Here is a 23,681-nt window from a genome sequence, read left to right as displayed (position 1 = left end):
AATGCAGGCGCTTCCGGCGCCCGAAATCCGCAAATGGCCGTTGCTTATCTGTGGAAGGCGCGCTCGATGGAGGGGGTATCAATATCAACTGCTTAGGGCTTGCAATAGTCTTTGTGCCATGACTGCATGGACCCCTGTTTGAAGGTCCTGAGACCTCGGGTTGCTCTAGATGAAGATTATTGCCGAGCTTGGCATCAACCACCGCGGATCGTCCGGCGTCGCCGAACAGCTGATCGATATTGCTGCGGAGGCCGGTGCCTGGGCAGCCAAGTTCCAGTACCGCGCCAAGGAAGGCTTCTATCAGGCCACGCACGAGATCGGCGACGAGATCCTCAGCCGGGAGATCGACGACTGCTATATCCCGCCGGAGACTGTCCTTCAGCTTGCCGAACGGATCCGCGACAAGGGCATGGCCGCGGGCATAAGCTTCTTCAAGTTCGAGGACGCCGCCGATTTCGGCGATCGCATCCGGGAATTCGACTTCTTCAAGGTGCCGTCCGCAGAGCTCCTGAACGAAGACCTGATCTTCGCAATGGCGGGTCTCGGAAAGCCGCTGATCCTGAGCACGGGCGGCCACGGTGAAGAGGACATTTTCCGGGCGATCGAGGCGACCCGATCCATCCCCGACATCACCTATCTGCACTGCATTTCCAACTACCCGGTGCTGCTCGGGAACCAGCAGATGCGGTTCATCCGGACGCTGCGCGAGAAGACCGATGCGCCGATCGGTTATTCCACCCACGACCAGGACTGGGAGGTCTGCCTGATCGCGGCCGCAAACGGAGCGGAAGTGTTCGAACGGCACCTGACCATGGACAAGCACGGCCGGGGGATCGACGACAGTTCCAGTTCCGACCCTGAGGAGTTCCGGCGCCTGTGCAAGTTGCTCAATGCCTACGAGGCGGTGCAGGGCACGGGCCGGCGCGAGATCAACCAGGGCGAACGCATCAACATGCAGAACCTCGGCTCGTCGCTCTATGCCAGCCGGGAAATCGCCCCGGGCGACGTGCTTTCACCCGACAACACCGTCGTCAAGGCACCGCGCAAGGGCCTGACCTGGGCCGAGGTGAGGCGGCGCGGAGATGCCAGGGTCAAACGGCCTGTTGCAGCGGGAACGGCCATATCGGACCTTCATTTCACCGAGGCCAAGGCGCCGCTTGAGCAGAGCCTGATTGATTTCTGCGACCAAAAGCAATTGTCGATTCCCCTGCGCCTGCACGACGCGGAAGTGCTGCAGACACGGTTTCCGATCCGCAACAACGAATTGCATCTCTCCTACGAGGAAGTCGGAGCCTTCGGACGGAACATGGCCGAGAACCTTGCCCGGCTCGATCTGACCCGGCACTATTCCATTCACATTCCCGATTACATCGACAGCAAGACACTCATCGACCCGCTGGCGGAGGACGAGCGGATCCGCGACGGCAGCCGGCGCGTTGTCGCGACCTGCGTCGACCTTGCCGTCGAACTGGAACAGCGGACCGGCGCATCGGTTCCGATTGTCGGCAGTTTTTCGCGCCTGCGGCCGGAAGGCAAAAGGGAGACCTATCTGCGTCTTCAGGAGTGCCTCGACACGACGGGCCGGCAAAAAGGCGCACCGATCTACCCGCAATGGCTGCCGCGCATCGCCTGGTATTTCGGCGGCGCGGACGTGCTCGACATGTTCTGCGGCGAAGACGATATCGATATTGTTGTCGAAATCGGCATGGAGCTCTGCCTGGACCTGTCCCACCTGATCCTGTCCGCGAACTATTCCAAGGCGGACTGGCGCGGCTGGTGCGACCGCCTGATGCCGCTGGCGCGCCACCTGCACATCGCCGACGCGGTCGGCATCGACGGCGAGGGGATCGAGTTCGGCCAGGGCGATCTGGGAGACCCCTCGGTCTATCTTGACGGTCCGCAGCGCAAGGTTCTGGAAGTCTGGCAGGGGCACCTGTCTGAAGGCGACGGCTTCGACAATGCCATCAGACAGTTAGGGTCTTTGAACAATTAGGGTATGGTCACGGTGCGAGTCGGATATCGGCGTCCGAACAGGAGGAATAAATGGCTAAGGTGCTGATCACCGGGATCACCGGACAGGACGGAGCTTTTCTGGCCCGTTCGCTGCTTGCGCGCGGCGACGAGGTCTGGGGTGCGATGCGCCGGGGGTCGACGTCCAAAACCGGGCGGCTGAAGGAACTCGGCATTCGCGAAGATGTGAAATTCTGCACGCTCGAGGTGACCGAATTCGCCAATGTTCAAAGCGTGCTCAATGAAATCCGGCCGGATTACATCTTCAATCTCGCGGCCCAGAGTTTTGTCGCCGACAGCTTCCAGTTTCCGCACTACACCTCGGATGTGAACTACATGGGGGTTCTGAACATCCTGGAGGCCATGCGTATTTTGAAACTGGACGCGAAGCTCTACCAGGCCTCCACTTCGGAAATGTACGGCGATGTCCTTGAAAAGCCGCAGTCGGAGAAGACGCCGTTCAACCCGCTCAGCCCCTATGCGGTCTCCAAGCTGGCGGCGCATTCGCTGGTGGTGAACTACCGGCAGGCCTACAACATGTTCGCCACGTCCGGCATCCTGTTCAACCACGAATCCGAGCTGCGCGGCTACGAGTTCGTCACCCGCAAGATCACCAGTTGGCTGGCGCGCACCAAGCTGCAGAACGCCGAGGCCATGCCGCTCGGCAACCTGAGCAGCGTGCGCGACTGGGGCTATGCTCCGGAATATACCGACATGATGATCAAGATGCTGGATCACGACAAGCCGGACGACTTCGTCATCTCGACCAACACCGAATACACGGTCCGGGACTTCCTGTTCATGGCTGCGCAGGAAGTCGGCTTCGATCCGGTTTCGGAAGGCGAGGGGCTTGAGGAAAAGGTCCATGACCGCAAGACCGGCCGGCTGATTGCCTATGTCGATCCCCGCTATTTCCGGGCGTCCGACGTCGTCTACCTGCGCGGTGACAACACCAAGGCGCAGGAGATCCTTGGCTGGAAACCCGAAGTGCTTGCGCCGGAAATTGCCCGGCGCATGGCCATCTACGACCTGAAGAAGGCGGCCGTCGACATGCCTGGCCTGCAAGCTTAGAGGCGCGGGCGCTGATGAGCGGGAAAACGGTTGCGGTCATTCCGGCCCGGGGCGGATCCAAGGGCATTCCGGGCAAGAATATCAAGCCGTTTCTCGGCGTGCCGCTGGTCGCCCATTCCATAAAAGCGGCCCTGGCCGCCGCCACGGTGACCGAAGTTGTCGTGTCCAGTGACGACGACGCCATCCTGCAAGTCGCCGAAACCTACGGCGCAATCCGGCTGAAGCGGCCCGCGGAGATTTCAGGCGACGAGGCTTCCTCGGAATCCGCGCTGCTGCATGCCGTCGAAAACCATCCGGGCTGCGCGGATGCCGACACGCTGGTGATGCTGCAATGCACCTCGCCGCTGACGACCGCCGAGGAGATCGATCTGGTGGTGTCCGAGCGCATTCGGCTTGGCGCGGACACGGCCTTTTCCGTGGTGGAGGTTCATGCCTTTCTCTGGGAAATCGCGGCGGACGGCACCGGCATCGGCGTCAATCACGACGCCTCCAAGCCGCGCCAGCGCCGTCAGGACCGTCCGAAGGAATACCGCGAGACCGGCGCCATCTACGCGTTTGACCGGGAGGGGGTCTGCAGGGCCGGCCAGCGTTTCTTCGGCAAAAGCGTGCCCGTTGTCCTTGCCGATGCGACCGAGATCGACCTGGACACGCCACGGGACTGGATTGCGCTGGAGGCGTTTGCAAAGGCCGCGGGCAGGACATCCTGACCCGAAGCGCCGGTGTCTGATTTCAGCGAGGCAAGGAACATGACGAGTATCTTTGACACCCTCTCCCGGATCGGCGTGGCGGCGCAGGACAGCCGCGAGGTCTATGCGACCGGAACGCGGGACCGGGACGACGTCACGGTCTACCGGGACAGGCGGTCCGGCGTGATCTATATCGACGGCTTCTACGGTGGCGATGAGGTCTATGAAGACGGCGGCTATCGCGACATCAACCTCGCCAGGACCGGCTCCCGCGATTACGAGATCTCCAGGGACGCGGATCGGCGCGCCGCCGCCTATATGCCGTTTGTCTGCGGCCGGTCCATCGTCGACTTCGGCTGTGGCGACGGCGCCTATCTCAGGGCCGTTCAGCACAGGACAGCCTCCTGCTGTGGTGTGGAACTGCAGCGCGACTATGTCGATGCCCTGAACGCGGAAGGCCTTTCGTGCCACATGTCCCTGGATGCACTCGCCGACGGCAGCATTGATACGGCGGTCAGTTTTCACGTTCTGGAGCATTTGCCGGACCCGTTCGCCGTGCTCAAAGAGCTGCGCCGTGTCCTGAAGCCGGGCGGAACGGCGGTCCTGGAAGTCCCCCACGCCAATGATTTTCTGCTGAAGGATCTTAATTGCGCGGCGTTCCGGAACTTCACCCTGTGGAGCCAGCACCTTGTGCTGCACACGCGCGACAGCCTGAGGCGGTTGCTGGAGGCGGCCGGTTTCGAGCAGGTCGTGGTCGAAGGGGTTCAGCGCTATCCGCTGTCAAACCACCTGACCTGGCTTGCCGACGGCAGGCCGGGCGGCCACAAGTCCGCCCTGGCGGCACTTGACACGCCCGAGCTGCGCGGTGCCTACGAGGCGGCTCTCAACCGGATCGATGCCACGGACACACTGGTGGCGATTGCCCGCAATCCTGGTTGATCCGGTCAGGACCCGCCTGAAAGCTCCAGCCGCTTGTTGCGGCGCTCCGGCGTCCAGTCTTCCAGCTGCCGGTCCATCTCCTTGATGATCTCCGGAACGAATTCCGCGCAAGGGCGATCCGTATAGGGGTGCATGTAGGTCATGGACGGATACCAGGGCGGATTGTCCTGACCGAGATTGAGGGCGGCTTCCTGTTGCCCGAAGCGGATGCTCGGAACGTTCAGCAGGCCGGCCATGTCGGCAACGCTGGTATTGGCCGACACGACAAAATCGCAGCAGGCCGTCAGGGCTGCGGCTCCAAGAAGGTCGTCGAACAGGTCCACGTCTTCGAAGACATTGAACTTGCCGTCGAATTTCTCCTGAAAGAACGCGATCTCCTTGTCCACCGCCTTGTATTGCAGGTTGACGAAGATGGCGTCCCGGGACGCGATCACGGGCGCGATGCCCGGCGCTGACAGGTAATAGCGTGCGCGGTTCGGGGCGAGGTTTTTAGAGCGCCATGAAATGCCGATGACCGGCTTGTTTTCGTGGCCTTCCAGGCGCTGCAGGTAGCCCTGCGCGCGCTCCTTCTCGAAGGAATAGACCGGGCAGGGCGCTCGCTTGAAGGCGTCCAGGTCCGGCCGGAAGAATTCGACCAGGTCGGTGATGTTGGTATGCAGGTCGTAATCCGATTTCGTCGACCGCAGGTCCTTGTCCATTTCCGAACGCCGGCAGAGGGTCTGCGGAAAGGAATACTGGAAGAATTTGGCGCCTTTTTCAGACAGCTCCACAATCACCTTGCCGGCCCGTTCGATCAGTTCCGGCAGCATCGTTCCGGCGCGAAGGGCATCGCCGAGACCCTGGTCGCTCCAGACCAGCACGGTCTTGTCGGAAATGTCTTCGCCCCGCCATTCCGGCACGTCGAATTTCCGGTCATGGACCTTGGTCCCCTTGTCCTCGAACCGGGCCTTGTGCAGGGCCCAGCCGTTTTTGAGATCGCCATTGGCCAGATAGGCAAGCGAGAGGTTCCAGTCGACCGTCTTGTTGTCCTCCGGCGCGTATTTCTTCGCCAGTTTGAGGGTTTCCAGGGATTCCCTGGCTTGCCGGTTCATCAGGTAGGAGACCCCGAGCGTGATTGCCTTGTGGTGGTTTGTCGGATCGGACTTCAGCGACTTTTCGGCGTATTCGACACTCTTGCGGGCCTCGTTCATGCTGAACAGGAGCCGTGCGGCTTCATGTTCGACATCACTGTTGCCGGGAAACCGTTCCAGCGCTTCCGTCAGCTCGTATTGCGACGGCTCGTATTGCTTCAGTTTCAGCCGCGCCCGCGCCCGCTGTATGTAGTTGTTCGGGTTGTTGGGCGCCATCATCACGGCCTTGGTGAAGAAGTTGACCGCGTGTTCGGCCTGTCCGGCATCCATCAGAAGCATGCCGAAATTCTGGTAGGCGTCGACGTGTTCGGGAAATTCGACGATCAGCCCCTGAAACAGGTACTCAGCCTCCTTGAAATCGCCCTTCTTGGTCAGCGCGATGCCCTTGATGTTGCGCGCTTCACGTTCGTTCGGATTGAGCGAGAGCGCCTTGTTGCTCAGCGCGAGCAGGGTATCCGGCTCCGCTCCCGTGTCCATCATGGCCCGCGCGAGGTTGGTGTAGAACGAGGCCTCCTTCGGATTGGCGGCAATCGCCCTCTGGATCAGCTCGGTGGCGCGTTTGGGATACCCGAGTTGCCGGTAGGACACCCCGAGCAGGTTCAGCGCATCGGGATGGTTCGGCACCTTTTTGAGAACCTGCTGATAGCAGCGTTGCGCTTTCTCGAGTTCACCGGCCTTTTGATAGTTCACGCCCTTGATGAGTTTCTCGAGAAGCTTTTTCTGGGGTGCGGTCTGCGTGGCCATGCTGTCTCTGCTTTCAGGGGAATCACCGCCCGAGAATAACAGGATGGCACGGGTTTGGCAGGTCAAGCGGGCCGAATGCCCCAATCGTCTGGGGATTGGGGGGATCTGAAGTGCACATCAGGGACTGCGGGCGATCGAGTGGTTTCGTCACGATCACGGGCCAGCCCCCTGAAACGTGCCCCGCTGCAGGCCATGTTTCCCGGTTTCCTTTCTTTTACGCCTTCAGTACCTACTGCAGCGCCGCCGAAGCGGAGGCGGTCTTGAGTTTCCAGTCCTCTATCAGCGTGCCCTCGGTCTTGAGCCGGCTGGCGAGATAGTAGAGCCGCTGCGTGGCCGGACCGTCGGGGGCGAGCTCGAAACGCTGTTTCAGGTAATAGGGCGGGATTGCCTGCGAATAGAGCGTTGCGGTCACCGTGACCTTGGCAGGGTCGGTGCCTTCCGGCAGCGCGATCCGGTATTCCAGCCGGTCGGAGCCGGCGACGAAGTCCGGATCCTTCGCGGCGCCCCCCTCCGGCACCGTCGCCTTCATGAAGGCCTCGGTGACTTCGCTGTTGCCGAACCTTTTCCGGAATTCCGGCGTGCCCGGTTTCAGGAACCCCTGCGGGGTAAGCCGGTTGTCCTTCGGATGGGAGTCCCGGTGCACGAAACTTGTCGTGAAGTCTCCTGCCGCGTTGAGGGTCAGTTCCTCGTAGATCTGCACCTGCGACTGGTCCGTGATGACGCTGTAATGCGGCTGGTACAACGCGATCTTCGCACCATCCGGAACGACGTCGAGGAACTCGGTCCTCAGCGGTGTTCCCGTGGCGTCAACGATGACACCGGCGCCGTTGGTGCAGCCCGAACACCACAGCGTCCTGCCGTCGTCGCCGGTCGCGCGGACCTCCAGGAACGCCCGGCGGAAGCCGACACCCGAGGGCAGGCGGTGGCCGGTCTTGTTGGTCACATGAAGCCTGGCGACAAGCCCGTCATAGCCCTTGGCGAGATCCAGCGTGATGTCCGCCGTTTCCTCCGCCGCCTGCAGCGCCATCGTGTCGATCGAAAGCTGCGCGCCGTTGGTGGCAAAGGTCATCGGATCCGTCGTGCTCATGCCCATCTCGGCGCTAAACTGGCGCAGCATTTCGACCATGAAGACGTTCAGGCCGACGTAATTGTGCCGCCGGTAGCCTTCGCGGAACGGCACGTTCAGGTCTTTTGAAGGCAACCGGTTGGCGACGTCCGGCAGCGTGTCGTCCTGGATGGAGGCGATCTGCGTGGTGATCGAGGGCACGGTGAGGCTGCCGTCGGCGCTCCTGAAATCCGACTTCATGTGGCAGCTCTGGCAGGTCCTGCCCGTGGCCTCGTTGCTGAACCGGCTGTTCTGCCACTCAAGATAGGTGGCCTGCTCGACCGAGTGCTGGAACTTCGTCAGCGGCTCGGAATAGGTCACGCCGTATTCGGACTTCAGATAGGCGGCACCGTTGCGGGCGGCCTGGTTGAAGACTTCCTGGTCCGCGGCCGTATAGCCGTCGAGCGGGTCCTTCGTATCGGCATCGACATTGGGCAGGTTGATCGTGTGGCAGGTGCCGCACATCTCGCTGTCCTTGATGTAGCCGTCATGGACGGGCGTGATGCCCATCGCGTTTTGCATCGGCACCTGGCGCACGTCCTTGTAGGGGCCGACCAGCTTGTCGGCGTCGTTCAGGCGGAAGACGCCGGTGGTTCCGTTCATCAGGAAGGTGTCGAGCGTGTTGTAGTCCGGCTGGCCTTCGGCGCGCTGCGGCGGCGCGACGTGATGGCAGACGGCGCAGGAAATGCCTTCGCGGGCGAGGTTGCCGTAGATATGGTAGGGATAGGTGCCGTCAGCCTTCTGCTTGTCCTCCTCCGCTTTCGTCAGCGGGGTGTGGAGCAGGGTGTAGTCCACCTTGAAATCGTTGGCATTCAGCCCCGCGTCCGGGTTGGCATGGGCATCGATCTGCAGCTGACGCTGTCCCATGGCGCCGTGGCACGAGAGACACGTGGTGCCGAGGTTGGCTGTCAGGTCGCCGGAACCGGCCTTTTCCAGAAGCGCGAATTCGCTTTCCAGCTGGGCAAAGAAGATCGGATCGCGCCCGGCAAGCCCCATCGGCGACCAGCGCCATTCGCCATATTCGGAAATGTTGAAGCCGTCGCCGTAGTTCGGCCCGGTCTGGAGGAACATGGTGTTGCCGTAAGGCGGGCCGCCAAGGCCGCCATGGCAGCCAAGGCAATTGTCGGAGGTCAGGAAATGCTGCGGGTCGTCGGGCCGGGACGGCACGTGGTCCAGCCACTGGCTGGGCAGCGTCTGGAGCTTGTCGGCCGGTACCGCGATGCCGCCCACTGGCGGAAAGGTCTTTGTGAAGGCCGGATTGGGGGCCGTCGGCGAACTGGCGGCCATCGCGTTGGACCGGTCCAGCGCATCGTCATTGTGAAACAGATCCTCGATCAGGGCCGCTTCGCTTGCGCCCGCTGCCGGGCGTTGCACGGCCGGCAGGTTGAACGGACCGGGCGGGAAGTCGGTCATGTCGCGCCAGCTTTCGTCGACACGAAAGATGAGCGGCTCGCCGTCATAACCTTCGATGTTGTCGAGGGCGGAGAAGGTCAGCTCGTTCTCGGCGGACGCGTGGCAGCGCATGCAGGTGCCGATGCCGGCCTGACCCGACGGGGGCGAGAACGGCGGATTGAAGGAATCGACCTCCGCCGACGGCTCGACCGACGCAAAGAACCAGCCGCCATGGGAGACGGAGCTGTCCTTGACCATCACCGTCCAGTTGAGCCCGCCGGTCTTGAAGAGAAAGGCCAGCAGTTCGCTTTCGACCTTGTCGGGATCGTCCGGATGCAGCACTTCCAGCATGCTGCGGTATTCCACGTAGCGGGCGGCCGGAGGGCTGACCATTTCCTTGACGATCATCGCACCGTCGGGAACCGTGCCCTTGCGCCCACCCTCGAGCCAGTCGATCAGCCCCGGCGAATAGTAGATCCGCACGGCCGGGTGCGTGCCGTAATTGGTGTCGAGCAGAAAGGGACCGGTGTCGCGCCAGCGCTTGTCATGCTTCCAGCCGTCCTTGGCGAAGCTGCGCGCGGCGACGAACGGGTACAGCTCGGCCTCATAGTCGAGCAAAGGCAGCTCGGAGGGAAGCGGGAGACCGGAGGTTCCGGATTGCGCGCCGGCGGCGCCCACCGAACAAAGCATCAGGAACGCGGCGGCGCAGGAACGGAACATCGGCAAGCCTCCCAGGATGTGCAATCCGGGAAGTCTGCCTGCTTGGGTTGTGCCTGACAAGGCGCGCGGTGTGCCGTCCGGGGGCGAATTGAAGGCTGGTTAACCCTGGGTTAGGGAAAAGCGCGGCATTGCCCCGGGCGGCGGCCTTTCAAGGGTCTAAGACCCTTGTCGTTTGTGCTGATGCATAGCGAAGGTCGGGGAATTCGTAGCTTGAGCCGTCTTATATTGACAAGCGCGAGTAGTTACTGTGACAAGTGAGAAATATTTCTTTCTTGTGTTCTTAAAAATCATGCCTATATCTATAGAATGAGATGCTTTTTGAGTAAATCTGCTGCCGGATGTGCGACATTAATTGCCGTTGGATTCTTGCATGGTCACGACATTCGCAATTCTTTGATCGACGCCGACAGCTTGATCTATGCTGATCCAGATGAGTTGATGGCCTACATTTCACCGAGCAGCTCATCAGATCACTCGTCGAAATATCAAACTATTCAAACGCTAAGCGACACCGGCGACGGTCTTTAAAAGGCTGCCGTTAATCTGCGAGCGTTTATGAGCACGCAAACAAATTCAGTAAAAATTGTGAATGGTGGGCGATACTGGGATTGAACCAGTGACCTTTCCGGTGTGAACGGAACGCTCTCCCGCTGAGCTAATCGCCCTCTAGGATCCTTGAGGATGGCGGGTGTCTAAGCGATGGAACCCGTCTTGGCAAGTCCTTTTTGCCGCCGGCCTCCGGCTGTTTCCACAAAAGGCCGCAATTTGGGCGGACGATCTCCAAACCGGTTTGTATTGGAGTGATTTGAATGCTTTTCCGTTCGTCTTCAACCCTTTTCCTTTGCCTGATGACCACCACCGCCGCCTTCGGCGCGGACAATGGTCCGATCACCTCGATCACGCTGTCCTCCGGCGGTCTCGCCGAGGTGATCCGCAAGGCCGATATCGACAGCGCCGGCCTGATCAACATGACCGTGCCGCTCGACCAGGTGAACGACGTCCTGAAGAGCATCGTCGTCTTCGACGAGGCCGGGGCGGTGGAGGGGATCACCCTGCCGGGGCCGAACCCGCTCGCCGAAACCTTCAAAAACCTGCCGTTCTCCGTTGACGACCTGCAGTCGCCGGCGCGGCTGCTGGCAGCCCTGCAGGGCACGGAAATCCGCCTGGAAAAGGCCGGGTCGACCGTCGAGGGCATGGTGCTCGGCGTCTCGGCGAGAGACCAGGGCGACAGAGGGCAGGCCTTCATCGTCTCGGTTCTGAGCGACGGCCGCATCACCGGTGTCGAACTCAGCGCCGACACGGAAGTGACCTTTCTGGACGAGGACATTCGCCAGAAGGTGGCCAGGGCACTCGGAGCGGTCGGCAGCGGCAAGGCGGACGGTGCCCGGACGGTGGCCCTGAAGGTGGGCGGCGAGGGTGCGCGCGAGGTCGCGGTGTCCTATGTGGTGCCGGCACCGATCTGGAAGACGGCCTACCGGGTCGTGACGATGGCGGACGACAAGGCGCGCCTGCAGGCCTGGGCGGTGCTGGAAAACGCCAGCGGCGAGGACTGGGAGAATGTCGAGGTGACGCTGTCCTCCGGTGCGCCGGTCACGCTGAAACAGCGGTTGCACGACCTTTACTGGAAACAGCGCCGAGAAGTGCCGATCGATGTCTCGGCGGGATACGTGCCGCCGGCCGACAGCGGCGCGGAGCCGGTGTTTGACGTTGCCGAGAGCGAGGCCATGTTCGAAAGCCGGTCCCAGCTGGCCGGACTTGCGGCGCCTGCGGCAGCGCCGTCGCCCCGGCTGCGCAAGATGGCCGATGCCACTGTCGGTGAGGCCGTCGAGGGCGCGGTGACCGCATCCTTCACCTTGCCCTGGCGGGTGACCCTTGAAAGCGGCCAGACCCTGTCTGCGCCGATCGTCGACAAGGTCGTCTCCGCCGAGACGGTGTCGGTCTTCAGGCCGGAAAGCGGACTGGCCCATCCCGTTGCCGCGATCCTGATCGAGAACGAGACGGACACCAGCCTGCCCAAGGGCATCCTGACGGTCTATGACGAAAAGGAAGGCTATGTCGGCGATGCCCAGATCAACGGCATGCCGTCCGGGGAAAGCCGCATGGCGAGTTTCGCGACCGACAAGAAGGTGCGGATCGCGCAGGACACCAGCGGCGACAGCCAGATCGTCTCGATCAAGGTCAATGACGGTGTCCTGACCGCAACCGTGCGCGAGCGGTCCTCGACACGCTATGCCATCAAGGGAGCTCCGGACGGCGAACGGACGGTCATCATCGAACATGCCAAGCGGCCCGGCTGGGAGTTTTCCTCCGGCAGCGAGATGGACAGCACCGTCAGCCATCACCGCCTCAAGGTGGAGGTGGCCGCGGGCGCGACCGAAACCGTGTCGGCGCTCCATGAACGCACGCTTTCCGAAACCTATGCCCTGATTTCCACCGACGCCAACAAGCTGCTCTACCTGTCCCTGCGCTCGCCGGACAAGGCGGTCGCGGCGAAGCTGAAGGACCTGTCCGAGCTGCAGAACGAGATCACCCAGATCGAGCGCCAGATCCAGCAGCTCAGGCAGAAGAAGGACGAGGAAACGGACGACCAGCAGCGCCACCGGGCCAACCTGGCCGCCATCGAGCCGGGCGCGGACCTGTACAAGCGTGCCGCGCGCAAGCTGGAAGAGTCCGAAACCCGCATCGAGGACATCGAGACCCAGACCGCCGCGCTGTTCGAACGGCGCGAAGAGATCCGCGAAACGCTCGGGGATGCGATCAGGACGTTCTGAGCGCTTCGACCGCGCCGGCCAGTTCGTCGAAATGCGAGATCACCCTGTCCGGGCCGAGATCCCGGACGGGAACCGGGGTGTAACCGAAATCGACCGCGATGACGGGAATGCCGGCATTGCGGGCCGCATCGATGTCGGTACCGCTGTCGCCGATCATGATCGAACCGGCGACCTGGCCGCCGGCACGGTCGATGGCACCCAGGAGCGGTTCGGCATGCGGTTTGGCCCTGGCAAAGGTGTCCCCGCCGACAACGGCATCGAAGTGCCGGTCCAGATCCAGCGCGGCCAGCAGCGGCAGCGTCAGCCGTTCCGCCTTGTTGGTGCAGACCGCCAGTTTCCAGCCGTCCCCGCGGAGTTTTTGCAAGGCCGGCACGACGCCTTCAAAGGGACGGGTATGCACGGCGATGTTGGCGGCGTAATGCTCCAGGAAATGTTGGAACAGCGGCTCGATGGTTTCGTCCGTCCACGGGATCTTGTTGAACTCGAGCCCGCGCTGAAGCAGCACCTTTGCCCCGAGCCCGACCATGTGCGCGACATGGTCCTGCGGGATGGCGCGATGGCCGGCATCTGTCATGACCACGTTGAGCGTGGCAACGAGATCCTCCATGGACGACACCAGCGTGCCGTCCAGATCGAACACCAATACGGACATGAAACCCTCTGCGGACGTGAAACCGGTTCCTGCCTAGCGGGAACGCGGAGTGTCCGCAAGCATTGCGTCACCTAGGCTGTAGTGACAAGTTAACGATTGGCAGCGCCGCCCGAAAATCGGGTCATTTCAAGGAGCATGGAGGACGAACATGCGGGACATATTCGACGACATGCGACGCGGAAATGACCCGATTTTCGGACGGCCCCTTCGGGGTTGCTCCAGGATCGTCCCTGAAGGCGTTGGAAATGCTCGAAAGTGCGCTGCACTTCCTTGCGCTTTCCGCCTGTTCAGGAAAACGATCCTGACCCCAACGATGCCAGTCGTGAATTTGTCACTACAGCCTACAGTTTGTAGGCAGTCCTGAACCCGCCCCAGTGCCGGCCCTGGACGATGATCGGAGCATCGATCTCCTTCATCCAGACAATGTTTCCGCCGCCCATGTCGCGGGCATAGGACTGGATCACGAAGGGCCGGGTGTTGCGGGCCGCGCTCAGCCCGGCACGGTCGTCGAAGATGCGCTTGTTGCGGCAGTTTGCGGTGTTCCAGGCAGGATCGTCCGGTTTTTGCGGCTTGGAATAGATCAGGTTGTGCACCGGCAGGTAGCCGTTCCGGTCCACGGCGGCGCAGAAGGCCATGCCGTTGCCCTTGCCAAGAATGTCTTCCTGGATGTCCGGCAGGATCTTTTCGAGATGGACAAGCGCGCGGGTGGACACCTGCTGCGGATTGGTGCCGGAAATCGGCTGGTAATCCGTGTCGAACAGATCGTCGATGGTGAGCTGGCGCCGGGCGATCAGGTCCTCCATGGCGGCGGCGATACGGGCGGCGCCGGACTGGACGCGCTCCACTTCCACGGAATGGCTGGCATGAATGGCGGCAATCTTGCGGTCCAGGGCCTCACGGAAATCCTGGTCCGGATTGACGAAACAGCCATGACAGCCGTGTTCGGTCACCGCCACGATCCGGACGTCGACCCGGCCGATTCCGCTCAGTTCGATCTGCGCGGTGCTGCCTTGCCGCAACTGCGTGTCCGTCTCCGGATTGAACAGCGTGCCGCCCTTGGAAATGTCATGGGTTTCGATTTTCGACGAAACCGATCCGTTGGTGACGGTGCCCGGCAGCTTGACGGGAAGCCGGTCATGCTGCCGCCGGTCGCCGATTTCGGTTTGCCGGATCATCATCGTGAAGCGTGATTGCAGCGCGCCCGAGGCGGCGCTCATTTCGGCGCCGGTCTCGCGTGCCATCCGACCGCCTTCCTCGGCGGCCTCGGCGGAGGCGGTGATGGTTTTTGCGGTGCGCACCACTTCCTGCACGAATTCGGCTGTCTGCTGCGCCTGTTCACCGATCAGGTTGGTCGTCTCCACCTGGGTCTGAACCGCGTCTTCCACGGCCGCGAAACTCGGACGGATCTTGCCGATGACCTCGATGATCTGGTTGACCGAGCCGAGGCTGAGCTCGGCGGACTGGTTGAGCCGGTCGATATTGGCGACGATCTGCTCGGTGGCCGACTGGGTTTCGACCGACAGGGCCTTGACCTCGCTGGCCACGACGGAGAAGCCCTTGCCCGCTTCACCGGCGCGGGCGGCCTCGATGGTGGCGTTCAGGGCAAGCAGGTTGGTCTGCTTGGCGATGTCGGAGATGAGGCTGACCACATTGGCAATGTCGTCAATCGCGTGTTTCAGTTCCAGGACGCCGTCATTGACCTGATTGGCCACATCCCGGGCTTCCTGGGCAAGCTGGTTGGACACGCTGACCTGTGAGCCGATTTCGGAACTGGAAGCACTCAATTCCGTGATGGAGGAGGCCAGGCCCGTCGCGTTTTCATTCGCGACCGACGACTGGTCCGCCAGCGACCGGCTGTCGCTGCGGATCGTTTCCAGCTTGTCCATCTGGCTGACAAGCCGGTCCTGAACCTTTTCCGCCGCGGCGTTGATGGTCTTTGCGGCAACCTGGAGGTCGTCTTCAAGACTGTCGAGCACAAATCCCATCTGGTCCTTGGCAAGATGAGCGTCTACGCCGTTTTCCTCACCCTCATTAGTTTCCTCAGGGTTAGGTAGTATATTGGCGACGTTGTCGCTTTTGTCTTCCCGCCTGGATCTCAGTCGAAGAATGTTCATTTTCACGAGTACTTTCTTGCCGCCGGTCAAGTTGATGCATTATCGGGGCGGTGTCTAAAACGATGGTTAACAAAGCGCATTTGTCCTACATAGCTTCGGCTTTCCCCGGCGAAGTGGGGAATCTCACTGGACCGGCAGATACCGGCCATGTTAAGCACCCGGCGGCCTGAAGAAGATCGCGGGCTTTCGTACGCCATGGCGTCGGGAGCTGAAGGGACAAGAGATGAGCGACCAGTTCAAGAAGGAAGCTGCGGAACGCGCAGCGGAAGATGTTACGTCCGGCATGAGACTGGGCATCGGGACTGGCTCGACCGCCGAGTTCTTCGTGCACGCGCTGGCCAGGCGTGTGGCGGCCGGGCTCGATGTAATCGGCGTGCCGACATCCGAGCGCACGCGGGACCTTGCTTTGGAACTCGGTATCCGCCTGACCACCCTGGACGAACTTCCCGAACTCGATCTCACCATCGATGGTGCCGACGAGCTGGATGCGCATCTCAGCCTGATCAAGGGCGGCGGAGGTGCGCTGCTGCGCGAGAAGATCGTGGCGTCCGCGTCCGCCGAAATGATCGTCATCGCCGACGCCAGCAAGGTGGTCGAGACGCTTGGCCGCTTTCCCTTGCCGATCGAGGTTGTGCCTTTCGGTCTTGAATCGACCCGGCGGTCGATCCTGAACGTCCTGGCGGATCTCGGTCTTCCGCGGAAACTGGAATTGAGGGGCGGCGCGGCGGCCCCGTTCGAAACGGATGGCGGCCATTATATCCTGGACGCTCATCTTGAGGCGATCGCGGACGCCGCGACCCTGGCCGACCGGCTGGTTGCGATTCCCGGCGTTGTCGAGCACGGCCTCTTTCTCAAACTTGCAACAAAGGCTTACGTGGCCGGCACAGATGGGGTAAAGACCGTTTTGCCCATGTAATGTGGTGAATTTGGCTTTACGACGAATTTGAAAGCCGCCTAGGAGTAGACAAATGAAGCTTATTAAATCTTTCCCGCGGGCAGCTGTATTGGGCGCAGCCATGATGGCCGCCGGGTTCCTGACAGCGTCAGCAACCGCGCAAGACGCGATTTCCGAAAGCCATCTCGAGGCTGCCAAGCGGGTTGCCGCAGCGACCAAGCTCCTGGAGCCGTTTGACGACATTCTTCCGATCCTTGCCGAACAGACCCGTACGGCCTTCATCCAGTCGGATCCGACCCGCGCGGAAGAAATCATCGAGGTCACGCAGGACATTGCCTTGAGGCTGGCATCGCGGCGTGGTGAGCTGAACAACCTGGTCTACAAGGCATGGGCGGACAGTTTCACCGAGGAAGAACTCAACCAGCTTGCCGAATTCTACAGCACGGACCTGGGCCAGAAGCTGACCAAGTCCATTCCTGTCATCACACAGTATTCTGTCGGTGCCGCGCGTGAGTGGCAGGACAAGATCTCCACCGAAATGGTGACGATGGTGCAGGAAGAACTCGCCAAGCGTAACGAAGCGCAGTGAGTTGAGTGCGTTTCCGGGCCGCCGGCGAGGCCGCCCGGAACACGACCACCGCACGAACATGTGAAGCCGGTCACGGTGCCGGCTTCAGGGGCCGCGAAAGCGGCCCATATTATTTGAATAACGGGGCCATTCCCGAAGACACCGGTGCCTGTGCGTGCCGGCGGGGCTTGCAAGTCTGCCGCGACTGCCTATCTCGGGCGAACGATCGGCTGCTTATCATGGCCGTAAATTTGCTGATAAGACGAATGAGGCGTCCATGACCGACTTTGATTACGATCTTTTTGTCATCGGAGGCGGCTCCGGCGGCGTCCGTGCCGCTCGGATCGCCGCGACCCATGGCGCCCGGGTCGGGATTGCCGAGGAATACCGTTACGGCGGCACCTGCGTGATCCGCGGCTGTGTGCCCAAGAAGCTTTTTGTCTACGCCTCCAAGTTTTCCGAGGAGTTCGAGGATGCGGAAGGGTTCGGCTGGACCGTCGGCGAACGCGGCTTTTCCTGGGACAAGCTGATTGCGGCAAAGGACCAGGAAATCACCCGTCTGGAAGGCATCTACCGGCGCAACCTAGAAAAGACCGATGTGGAGATCCATGACAGCCGGGCAGTCATCGAGGACGCCCACACGGTGCGTCTGCTGTCGACCGGCCAGACGATCTCCGCAAAATTCATTCTGGTCGCGGTCGGCGCCTCGCCGAATGTGGACACGGACCTTCCCGGTGTCGAGCATGTCATCACATCGAATGAGGCGTTTCATCTGGCCGAGCTGCCACGCCGTGTGGTGGTTGCCGGAGGCGGCTACATCGCGGTCGAGTTCGCCGGGATCTTCAACGGTCTTGGCGTCGACACGACCCTGATCTACCGCGGTGAGGAAATCCTGCGCGGCTTCGACCGGGACCTCAGGACCATGGTTCGTCAGGAGATGGAGAAGAAGGGAATCCGGGTCATTCGCGAGGACACGTTCACCCGTATCGAAAAGCGGCAGGATGGAACGCTTGCCGGCCACACCAAGGCGGGCCTGACCCTTGAAGCCGACCAGATCATGTTCGCGATCGGACGCAAGCCGCACACAAGCGACCTGGGTCTCGAAAAGGCCGGTGTCGAAATGGACGCCGCGGGCGCCATCAAGGTCAGCGCGGATTCCGCGACGAACGTGGACTCGATTTACGCCGTCGGGGATGTCACCAACCGGGCCAATCTGACCCCGGTTGCGATCCGCGAGGGACACGCCTTCGCCGATACCGTCTTCGGCAACTCGCCCTGGACGGTGGATCACAGCCTGATCGCAACAGCGGTGTTCTCGCAGCCGGAAATGGGCACTGTCGGTCTGACCCAGGAGGAAGCGCTGGCACGTACGCCGAACCTGGACATCTACAAGTCCAGCTTCCGTCCGATGAAACACACTCTGTCCGGCCGCGACGAAAAAATGCTGATGAAGATGATCGTGGACGCGGACAGCCAGAAGGTTCTCGGCGTGCACGTGGTCGGCCCGGATGCGGGAGAGCTGGCCCAGATCCTCGGCGTTACACTGCAGATGGGGGCCACGAAGGCGGATTTCGACAGGACCATCGCCGTACACCCGACGGCTGCCGAGGAGCTGGTCACGATGCGTGAGCCGACGGAGCGCCTGCGCGGCTAGAGCTAGGCGCTGGCCTGCCGCTGCAACAGGTCTTCCGGGCCGTCCCTGGCCTCTGAAATATCGGCGTAAGTGGTGAACTGGCCGCGGCCCATTTTCTTGGAATGGTAAAGGGCCGCGTCCGACCGGGTGACGAGTTGCTCCGCCGTGTCGCCGTCCTGCGGTGCGATGGCGATGCCCACGCTCAGACCGATATTTGCGCTGACATCCTCCGACAGCGGAATAGGCTGCCGGCCGGCGGCAATCAGCGCCTTGCTGAGACTTTCAAGATTGCCGCTGTCGACCGGTCCCCGGTAAATCACCATGAATTCGTCGCCGCCGATGCGGCAGACCAGGCCCGGTTTTCCGATGACCTTGGTGAGCCGTTCCGCCATGGTCTTGATGACCGTGTCACCGGCCGCATGGCCATAGGTGTCGTTCACCGCCTTGAACTTGTCGAGGTCGCAGTGGATGACCGCGAAGGGTTTGTCCGGCAGGTTCTTGACCGAAGTCTCCAGGACACGGTTGAACTGCAGCCGGTTTGCCAGTCCGGACAGGCTGTCATGCAGCGCAAGATACCGGTTCTGACTCTCGCTTGCCTGGAGGAACGAGGTCAGTTGGCCGATCCGCCAGGCGATGCCGAAAGCCAGCGCGCCAAGCGCAAGGCTGAGCAGAACGATCACGGGAATGATCGTCGGCCAGATCGAATCGCCGACGGTCTGGCTGTTCCATGTGAAGGTTCCGATCGGTTCGCCCCGCTGGTTGGCGACCGCATGGTGAGGACCGTCGGTTTCCTCAACGGCGCCGCCGGTGAACAGGAAATTTTCGAAACCCAGTTGCCCGTTCAGCTGCGCAAGCATGAAGTCGTCAATGTAATGCGCGGACAGCAACACCGTCGGAGGGCCGTCGGGAAGGGTAGTCTCATATTCGTCCGGCATGATCGGCATCGCGCCGAACAGGGCCGGCCGGCCGTCGATCTTGACGAAACCCATGATCGCATACTCGCTCGGATCGATCCCCTGAAGGGTTCTGTGGCCGAAGCCGCCGGGCACGCGGACGCGGTTGCGCAGGTAGACGCCCTTCAGTTTGTCATGGATCTGCGCGAGGTCCGGCATTTCCGAGATCGGGCGCGAGATGATGTGGGTGTAGTCCTCGAAGGATTCCGCAATCACGTCGCCATTTCCCGAAATCAGCATGACCTTGCTGTGCCGGTAGGTTGACCAGAGCGTGTCGAAGCTTAGCCGCGCATAGGCGGCGTCGAAGGACCGGACCAGCTTCCTGACGGACTCGTCGGAAGAGGCCACGGTGATCTGTTCACGAACGATGGACCGCATTCGGTCGTCAACAGTGTTTTGAAACAGACGCTCCTCGTTGGCGATGGCCTGTTGCCTGGACGCGTGCGATGCGACAAAGCCGACAAAGAGCAGGGAGACCGACGTAACGGCAATCAGCAACCCGGCAAGCACAAATGCCAGCTTGGAAATCTGTTGCCGTGAATATTTCACGGATTGGTCGCTGTATCTGCGCCGTAACTCGGTCAAGTTGCGATCTCTATAGGTTGTTTTATCAGCGTTTGAGCTTAGTAGGTGTGGTCCTGTAATGATTGTAAGGGCGAATACATTAACAAGTGATGGGAATATTGTAATAGTGGATCCACGTATGTCGGGAATGTTTGTCGAATTCACAAACCGGTTGCACGTGTTTTTACTGATGAAAGTCCGGCAAGCGGTACGCAGCAGTCAGTTTTGCGCCGTCTGTGTTTTCAGTTCCGGCTGCCGACGGGCCTGAGCGACCTCAAGACTGTGGGGGCCGGCGAATTCAAAGCAGTTCCGGCCCGTTTCCTTTGCCCGGTAAAGAGCCATGTCCGCCATGCGTATCAGGTCCTTTTCGGTGGACCCGCAATCCGGAGCTCTCGCAATGCCGATGCTGACGCCGATCTCGACAGTCTGGCCGTCGCCGATACCGATCGGGCGCGCGATCTCGTTCAGGATCCGGTCCGCATGGGCTACCAGCATGTCTCTGTTCATGGGCTGTGTCAGGAGGAGTATGAACTCGTCGCCACCGATGCGGCTGACAACCCCTTCGTTGCCGACAAGTTGGCTCAGACGGTCCGCCACCGTACAGATGACGGTGTCACCGGCTTCGTGGCCGTAGGTGTCGTTGACGGGTTTGAACCGGTCGAGGTCGCAGGCAAAAACCGCGAAGCCGCGATCCGGCAGGCCGTCGAGCGCGAAGGACAGGCAATCGGAAAAATGATGCCGGTTGGGCAGGCCGGTCAGGGCATCGTGGCGGGCAAAATGACGGTTTTTGCGTTCGCTTTCCTCAAGTGAGGCGGACAGGCGGCTGATCCGGTTTGCGGCGGCAAAGGCGACTACGGCAATGATCGAGGCCAGCAGCAGGATAAGCGGCATTGCCATGAACCAGATTTCGCGGCCCGGTTTGGAATTGTTCCAGCGGAAATAGCCGAAAACGGTGCCGTCGGCCGCGTGAACAAGATGATTGGTCGGATGCCTGCGTTCCGGAGCGCCGGGGAAGAACTCCAGATCCCGGTAGGCCAGGCGCTCGTAGAGATCCGCGATCCATTCGTCGTCTGCATAGACCGCGTTGACCAGGATGACCGGGTAGTCGCTGTCGAAACGGACATGGCCGTCATCGGGCAGAACGGGAATCGCGCTCAAAAGGGCCGGGGAGCCGTCAATCATTGCAAAGGTCGTGTTGACCATGCCCATGAGCGCCGACTGCGGCACGTACCATTCGGAAAATACGGAACTCGAGGTGCCTTGCCGGCGTTCGAACTCTTCCCTGGTCTTGTCCGCGAGCTGGCGGACGACGTTGTCCGCTGGCAGAACCAGGCGGTCGAAGCGGGTCTGGTTTTCTATCGCCTGGGCAAGAAGACTTCCGTCCGGTCTGACCAGGAACGTCCGGCTGAGGCCGAAATCCTCCCAAAGGTCCTCGATGAATTCGGACCTGATGAAGTCTCTGTCGATCGGTTCCTGTAACGCATTGAAGGACTTGTCCCACTGGGCCAGCGCGATCTGGTCGCGGGCAATTTCCCGATAGAAGGTCTGCAGCGTGTTGTTGAAACGAAATTGCTCGCTTTCCAGGGCCCGCCTGTCGGCCTCGCGCCAGGCCATATGCGCAACAAAGGTCAGCGATGCCGTGGACAGGAAGATGAGAAGAGCGGCCAGGCCGTAGATCCAGAATCTGATGCTGCGTCCGGCACGCGGGTTCAGATAACCCGGTTGCTCTTTCCCATCCGATTTGTCCATCCTGTTCTTCAAGAAACCGTCATCCATTCCCGGCGTTTCGTATGGGAGCACCCTAGAGGAACACGCTTAACGCGAAGTGCGCAATCGGGCATTCGCGAAAACTACCTAGCCTTAACTGCCGAGAGCCTTAACAAAGCGTTCAATTTCCTCTTCGCAATTGAATGCATGCAGGGAAGCGCGGACCACGGCGTCCAGGCCCCGGTGGGGAAGGTCGATCCGCGCGGAACTGGCAGAGCTGACCGAGACGTTGATACTTTCGCGTGCGAGGCGCGCCTTCGTTTGTTCGGGCGTCTCGCCGTCGAGCGAGAAGGTTACGATGCCACCCTTGCGTTTGCCCTTGTCATGGAGCGTGACCGCGCCAAGGCCGGAGAGCTCGGAGCGCAGTTGAGCGCCGAGTGCACAGGTCCGGTTGCCGAGACGCTCCATGCCGAAGCCGATCGCGTAGCTGACAGCCACCCCCAGTCCAATCTGCCCGGCGACATAGCGCTCCCAGGTCTCGAAGCGGCGCGCATGGGGAACAAGTTCATAGGTGTTGTCGTCAACCCAGTCGGCCGACTGCAGATCGACAAAGGGCGGCTCCACCTGGTCCAGAACAGCATCGCTGACATACAGGAAACCGGTGCCGCGCGGACCGCGCAGGTATTTGCGCCCCGTGCCAGACAGCATGTGACACCCGATCTCGTTGATGTCGAGCGGGATCTGTCCCGCGGACTGGCAGGCGTCGAGAAGATAAAGCACGCCGGCGGCCCGGGCGATCTCGCCGACCTCTTCGGCCGGATTGATCAGGCCGGAAAAGGTCGGTACATGGGTGAGGGCGACGAGCCGCGTCCTCGGCGTGATCGCCGCCTTCAGGCCGGCCAGGTCGATCTGCCCGCATGCGTCGTCCTCGACGACATCGATCTCGATGCCCTTGTGCCGTTTCATCTGCAGGAAGGCGACGTAATTGGAGACGTATTCCGCGCGGCCGGTCGCGATCCGGTCGCCTTCGCGGAAGTCGATGCCGTAGAAGGCCATGTCCCAGGCACGCGTGGCATTTTCGACATAGGCGATCTCATGCGGTTTGCTGCCGATCAGGGCCGCAAGTGCCGTATAAAAGGTGTCCAGCGCGGGTTTCGCGGCAGCCGCGGCTTCGTAGCCGCCGATCTGCGCTTCCAGGTCGAGATGCTCTTTCACCGCGGTCAGAACCGGGGCGGGTGCCAACCCGGTGCCGGCATTGTTAAAATGGATGCGCTGGCTTACACCGGGCGTGTCTTGCCGCAAAAGGTCGACATCCTGCTGGGACAGGGAAGGAACAATCATGACAACTCCCGGCTATGCGTTGAGGCAACCATACAGAATCCAGGCAAGTCCCAGATGACGATCACATATTTCGGTTACGGATCACTCGTCAATATTGACACCATTCCCGCGGAGGCCGAGGTCACGCCGGGAAAGTTGTCCGGCTGGCTGCGTGAATGGCGTGTCTGTGGACAGGGAGCGGATGGCCAGGGCCGTTGCGCGCTGACGGTCCGCCAGGAGGACGGCAGCGAAATCTGGGGTGTGATGGCGCGTGAACCGCGCACCAGGTTGCCCGATCTGGAACACCGGGAAAAACGGTATGTAAAAGTGGAAGCCGTCGGGGCCGCGTTTCGTTGCGAGGCCCGGCAAGAGCCGGGGCCGGAGGAACTCTTCCTGTTCCGGGCGGCACCTGAACATTTGCGCTGGGGCTGCGACCGGCACCCGATCCTGCAGAGCTATCTCGATTGTGTTCTCGCTGGTTTTTTCCGCACCTGGGGCGAGGCGGGTATCGATCATTTCCTGGAAACGACCGACGGCTGGCATGTGCCCGTCTTACAGGACCGCGACCGGCCGCATTATCCGAGAAAAGTCTCTGTTGATCCGGACCTGGCGGATCTGATCGATCAGAAGCTGGACGCCCATGGCATCGCTTACATGAAGCCGGAAAACTGATCCGGTGCCTGCCGGCACGTGCTCGAGAAGGTCTG

General features: G+C 61.4%; 16 protein-coding genes and 1 tRNA gene. 9 read left to right on the top strand and 8 right to left on the bottom strand.

Going from position 1 to position 23,681, the window contains the following annotated elements:
• Positions 1–169 precede the first annotated feature (169 nt).
• Genes O6760_RS26725 through O6760_RS26710 form a run of 4 tightly spaced genes read left to right on the top strand, consistent with a single transcriptional unit; the run spans position 170 to position 4,706 of the window.
• Entirely contained in the window at positions 170–1,993 is a 1,824-nt protein-coding gene (locus O6760_RS26725; protein ID WP_269582693.1) for an N-acetylneuraminate synthase family protein, read from the top strand.
• Between the two features lie 50 nt (positions 1,994–2,043).
• Positions 2,044–3,081 (top strand): GDP-mannose 4,6-dehydratase, encoded by a 1,038-nt coding sequence (locus tag O6760_RS26720; protein ID WP_269582692.1) that lies wholly within the window; start codon positions 2,044–2,046, stop codon positions 3,079–3,081.
• Between the two features lie 14 nt (positions 3,082–3,095).
• Positions 3,096–3,788, top strand: coding sequence for an acylneuraminate cytidylyltransferase family protein (locus O6760_RS26715; protein WP_269582691.1), 693 nt, complete (start codon positions 3,096–3,098; stop codon positions 3,786–3,788).
• A gap of 39 nt (positions 3,789–3,827) precedes the next feature.
• Entirely contained in the window at positions 3,828–4,706 is an 879-nt protein-coding gene (locus O6760_RS26710) for a class I SAM-dependent methyltransferase (protein WP_269582690.1), read from the top strand.
• Positions 4,707–4,711: 5 nt separating this feature from the next.
• On the opposite strand, the gene O6760_RS26705 is transcribed toward O6760_RS26710, so the two are convergent.
• From O6760_RS26705 to O6760_RS26695, 3 genes are all read right to left on the bottom strand, one after another.
• The gene (locus tag O6760_RS26705) at positions 4,712–6,580 is read right to left on the bottom strand and encodes a tetratricopeptide repeat protein (RefSeq protein WP_269582689.1); all 1,869 of its coding nucleotides are present in this window, start codon (positions 6,578–6,580) and stop codon (positions 4,712–4,714) included.
• 229 nt (positions 6,581–6,809) lie between these two features.
• Entirely contained in the window at positions 6,810–9,797 is a 2,988-nt protein-coding gene (locus O6760_RS26700) for a hypothetical protein (protein ID WP_269582688.1), read from the bottom strand.
• Positions 9,798–10,387: 590 nt separating this feature from the next.
• Positions 10,388–10,462: transfer RNA gene (locus O6760_RS26695), tRNA-Val, on the bottom strand.
• A 144-nt stretch (positions 10,463–10,606) separates the two neighbouring features.
• Here O6760_RS26695 and O6760_RS26690 point away from each other — a divergent pair.
• A complete protein-coding gene (locus O6760_RS26690) occupies positions 10,607–12,568 on the top strand; it encodes a DUF4139 domain-containing protein (protein ID WP_269582687.1) in 1,962 nt (653 codons plus the stop codon).
• Here the strand turns inward: O6760_RS26690 and gph are convergent.
• Both gph and O6760_RS26680 read right to left on the bottom strand, forming a co-directional pair.
• Positions 12,555–13,220 carry a phosphoglycolate phosphatase gene (gph, locus tag O6760_RS26685; protein ID WP_269582686.1) on the bottom strand — a complete coding sequence of 222 codons (666 nt, stop codon included), beginning with the start codon at positions 13,218–13,220 and terminating at the stop codon, positions 12,555–12,557. The genes O6760_RS26690 and gph overlap by 14 nt on opposite strands.
• Before the next feature lie 341 nt (positions 13,221–13,561).
• Complete coding sequence (locus tag O6760_RS26680; RefSeq protein WP_269582685.1) at positions 13,562–15,334, bottom strand: methyl-accepting chemotaxis protein; 1,773 nt, start codon at positions 15,332–15,334, stop codon at positions 13,562–13,564.
• Between the two features lie 223 nt (positions 15,335–15,557).
• Here O6760_RS26680 and rpiA point away from each other — a divergent pair, with 223 nt between their 5' ends.
• The 3 genes from rpiA to gor all read left to right on the top strand — a co-directional run bounded on the left by rpiA (position 15,558) and on the right by gor (position 18,451).
• On the top strand, positions 15,558–16,250 hold the full coding sequence (rpiA, locus tag O6760_RS26675) for a ribose-5-phosphate isomerase RpiA (protein ID WP_269582684.1): 693 nt from the start codon (positions 15,558–15,560) through the stop codon (positions 16,248–16,250).
• A gap of 52 nt (positions 16,251–16,302) precedes the next feature.
• Positions 16,303–16,818: a DUF2059 domain-containing protein gene (locus tag O6760_RS26670; RefSeq protein WP_269582683.1), complete on the top strand. Its 516-nt coding sequence runs from the start codon at positions 16,303–16,305 to the stop codon at positions 16,816–16,818.
• A 256-nt stretch (positions 16,819–17,074) separates the two neighbouring features.
• On the top strand, positions 17,075–18,451 hold the full coding sequence (gor, locus tag O6760_RS26665; protein WP_269582682.1) for a glutathione-disulfide reductase: 1,377 nt from the start codon (positions 17,075–17,077) through the stop codon (positions 18,449–18,451).
• Between the two features lie 2 nt (positions 18,452–18,453).
• Here gor and O6760_RS26660 read toward each other — a convergent pair whose 3' ends face one another.
• The 3 genes from O6760_RS26660 to O6760_RS26650 all read right to left on the bottom strand — a co-directional run bounded on the left by O6760_RS26660 (position 18,454) and on the right by O6760_RS26650 (position 22,995).
• On the bottom strand, positions 18,454–19,968 hold the full coding sequence (locus tag O6760_RS26660; protein ID WP_269582681.1) for a sensor domain-containing diguanylate cyclase: 1,515 nt from the start codon (positions 19,966–19,968) through the stop codon (positions 18,454–18,456).
• A 198-nt stretch (positions 19,969–20,166) separates the two neighbouring features.
• Positions 20,167–21,696: a diguanylate cyclase domain-containing protein gene (locus O6760_RS26655; RefSeq protein WP_269582680.1), complete on the bottom strand. Its 1,530-nt coding sequence runs from the start codon at positions 21,694–21,696 to the stop codon at positions 20,167–20,169.
• 111 nt (positions 21,697–21,807) lie between these two features.
• Positions 21,808–22,995 carry an aminotransferase class V-fold PLP-dependent enzyme gene (locus O6760_RS26650; protein ID WP_269582679.1) on the bottom strand — a complete coding sequence of 396 codons (1,188 nt, stop codon included), beginning with the start codon at positions 22,993–22,995 and terminating at the stop codon, positions 21,808–21,810.
• A 54-nt stretch (positions 22,996–23,049) separates the two neighbouring features.
• On the opposite strand from O6760_RS26650, the gene O6760_RS26645 reads away from it, so the two are divergent.
• Positions 23,050–23,646, top strand: coding sequence for a gamma-glutamylcyclotransferase (locus tag O6760_RS26645; protein ID WP_269582678.1), 597 nt, complete (start codon positions 23,050–23,052; stop codon positions 23,644–23,646).
• Positions 23,647–23,681 lie beyond the last annotated feature (35 nt).

Origin of the sequence: Roseibium sp. Sym1, from assembly GCF_027359675.1 — a bacterium.
Taxonomy (GTDB): domain Bacteria; phylum Pseudomonadota; class Alphaproteobacteria; order Rhizobiales; family Stappiaceae; genus Roseibium.
Note: the sequence above shows the minus strand (reverse complement) of the source record. Positions and strands in the feature narration are given on the sequence as shown.

Coding starts and splice junctions, on each gene's coding strand:
- O6760_RS26710 (WP_269582690.1), top strand. CDS start 3,828: ATGACGAGTATCTTTGACACCCTCTCCCGGATCGGCGTGGCGGCGCAG.
- O6760_RS26680 (WP_269582685.1), bottom strand. CDS start 15,334: ATGAACATTCTTCGACTGAGATCCAGGCGGGAAGACAAAAGCGACAAC.
- O6760_RS26650 (WP_269582679.1), bottom strand. CDS start 22,995: ATGATTGTTCCTTCCCTGTCCCAGCAGGATGTCGACCTTTTGCGGCAA.
- O6760_RS26720 (WP_269582692.1), top strand. CDS start 2,044: ATGGCTAAGGTGCTGATCACCGGGATCACCGGACAGGACGGAGCTTTT.
- gor (WP_269582682.1), top strand. CDS start 17,075: ATGACCGACTTTGATTACGATCTTTTTGTCATCGGAGGCGGCTCCGGC.
- O6760_RS26700 (WP_269582688.1), bottom strand. CDS start 9,797: ATGTTCCGTTCCTGCGCCGCCGCGTTCCTGATGCTTTGTTCGGTGGGC.
- O6760_RS26715 (WP_269582691.1), top strand. CDS start 3,096: ATGAGCGGGAAAACGGTTGCGGTCATTCCGGCCCGGGGCGGATCCAAG.
- rpiA (WP_269582684.1), top strand. CDS start 15,558: ATGAGCGACCAGTTCAAGAAGGAAGCTGCGGAACGCGCAGCGGAAGAT.
- O6760_RS26725 (WP_269582693.1), top strand. CDS start 170: ATGAAGATTATTGCCGAGCTTGGCATCAACCACCGCGGATCGTCCGGC.
- O6760_RS26655 (WP_269582680.1), bottom strand. CDS start 21,696: ATGGACAAATCGGATGGGAAAGAGCAACCGGGTTATCTGAACCCGCGT.
- O6760_RS26705 (WP_269582689.1), bottom strand. CDS start 6,580: ATGGCCACGCAGACCGCACCCCAGAAAAAGCTTCTCGAGAAACTCATC.
- O6760_RS26645 (WP_269582678.1), top strand. CDS start 23,050: ATGACGATCACATATTTCGGTTACGGATCACTCGTCAATATTGACACC.
- O6760_RS26670 (WP_269582683.1), top strand. CDS start 16,303: ATGAAGCTTATTAAATCTTTCCCGCGGGCAGCTGTATTGGGCGCAGCC.
- gph (WP_269582686.1), bottom strand. CDS start 13,220: ATGTCCGTATTGGTGTTCGATCTGGACGGCACGCTGGTGTCGTCCATG.
- O6760_RS26690 (WP_269582687.1), top strand. CDS start 10,607: ATGCTTTTCCGTTCGTCTTCAACCCTTTTCCTTTGCCTGATGACCACC.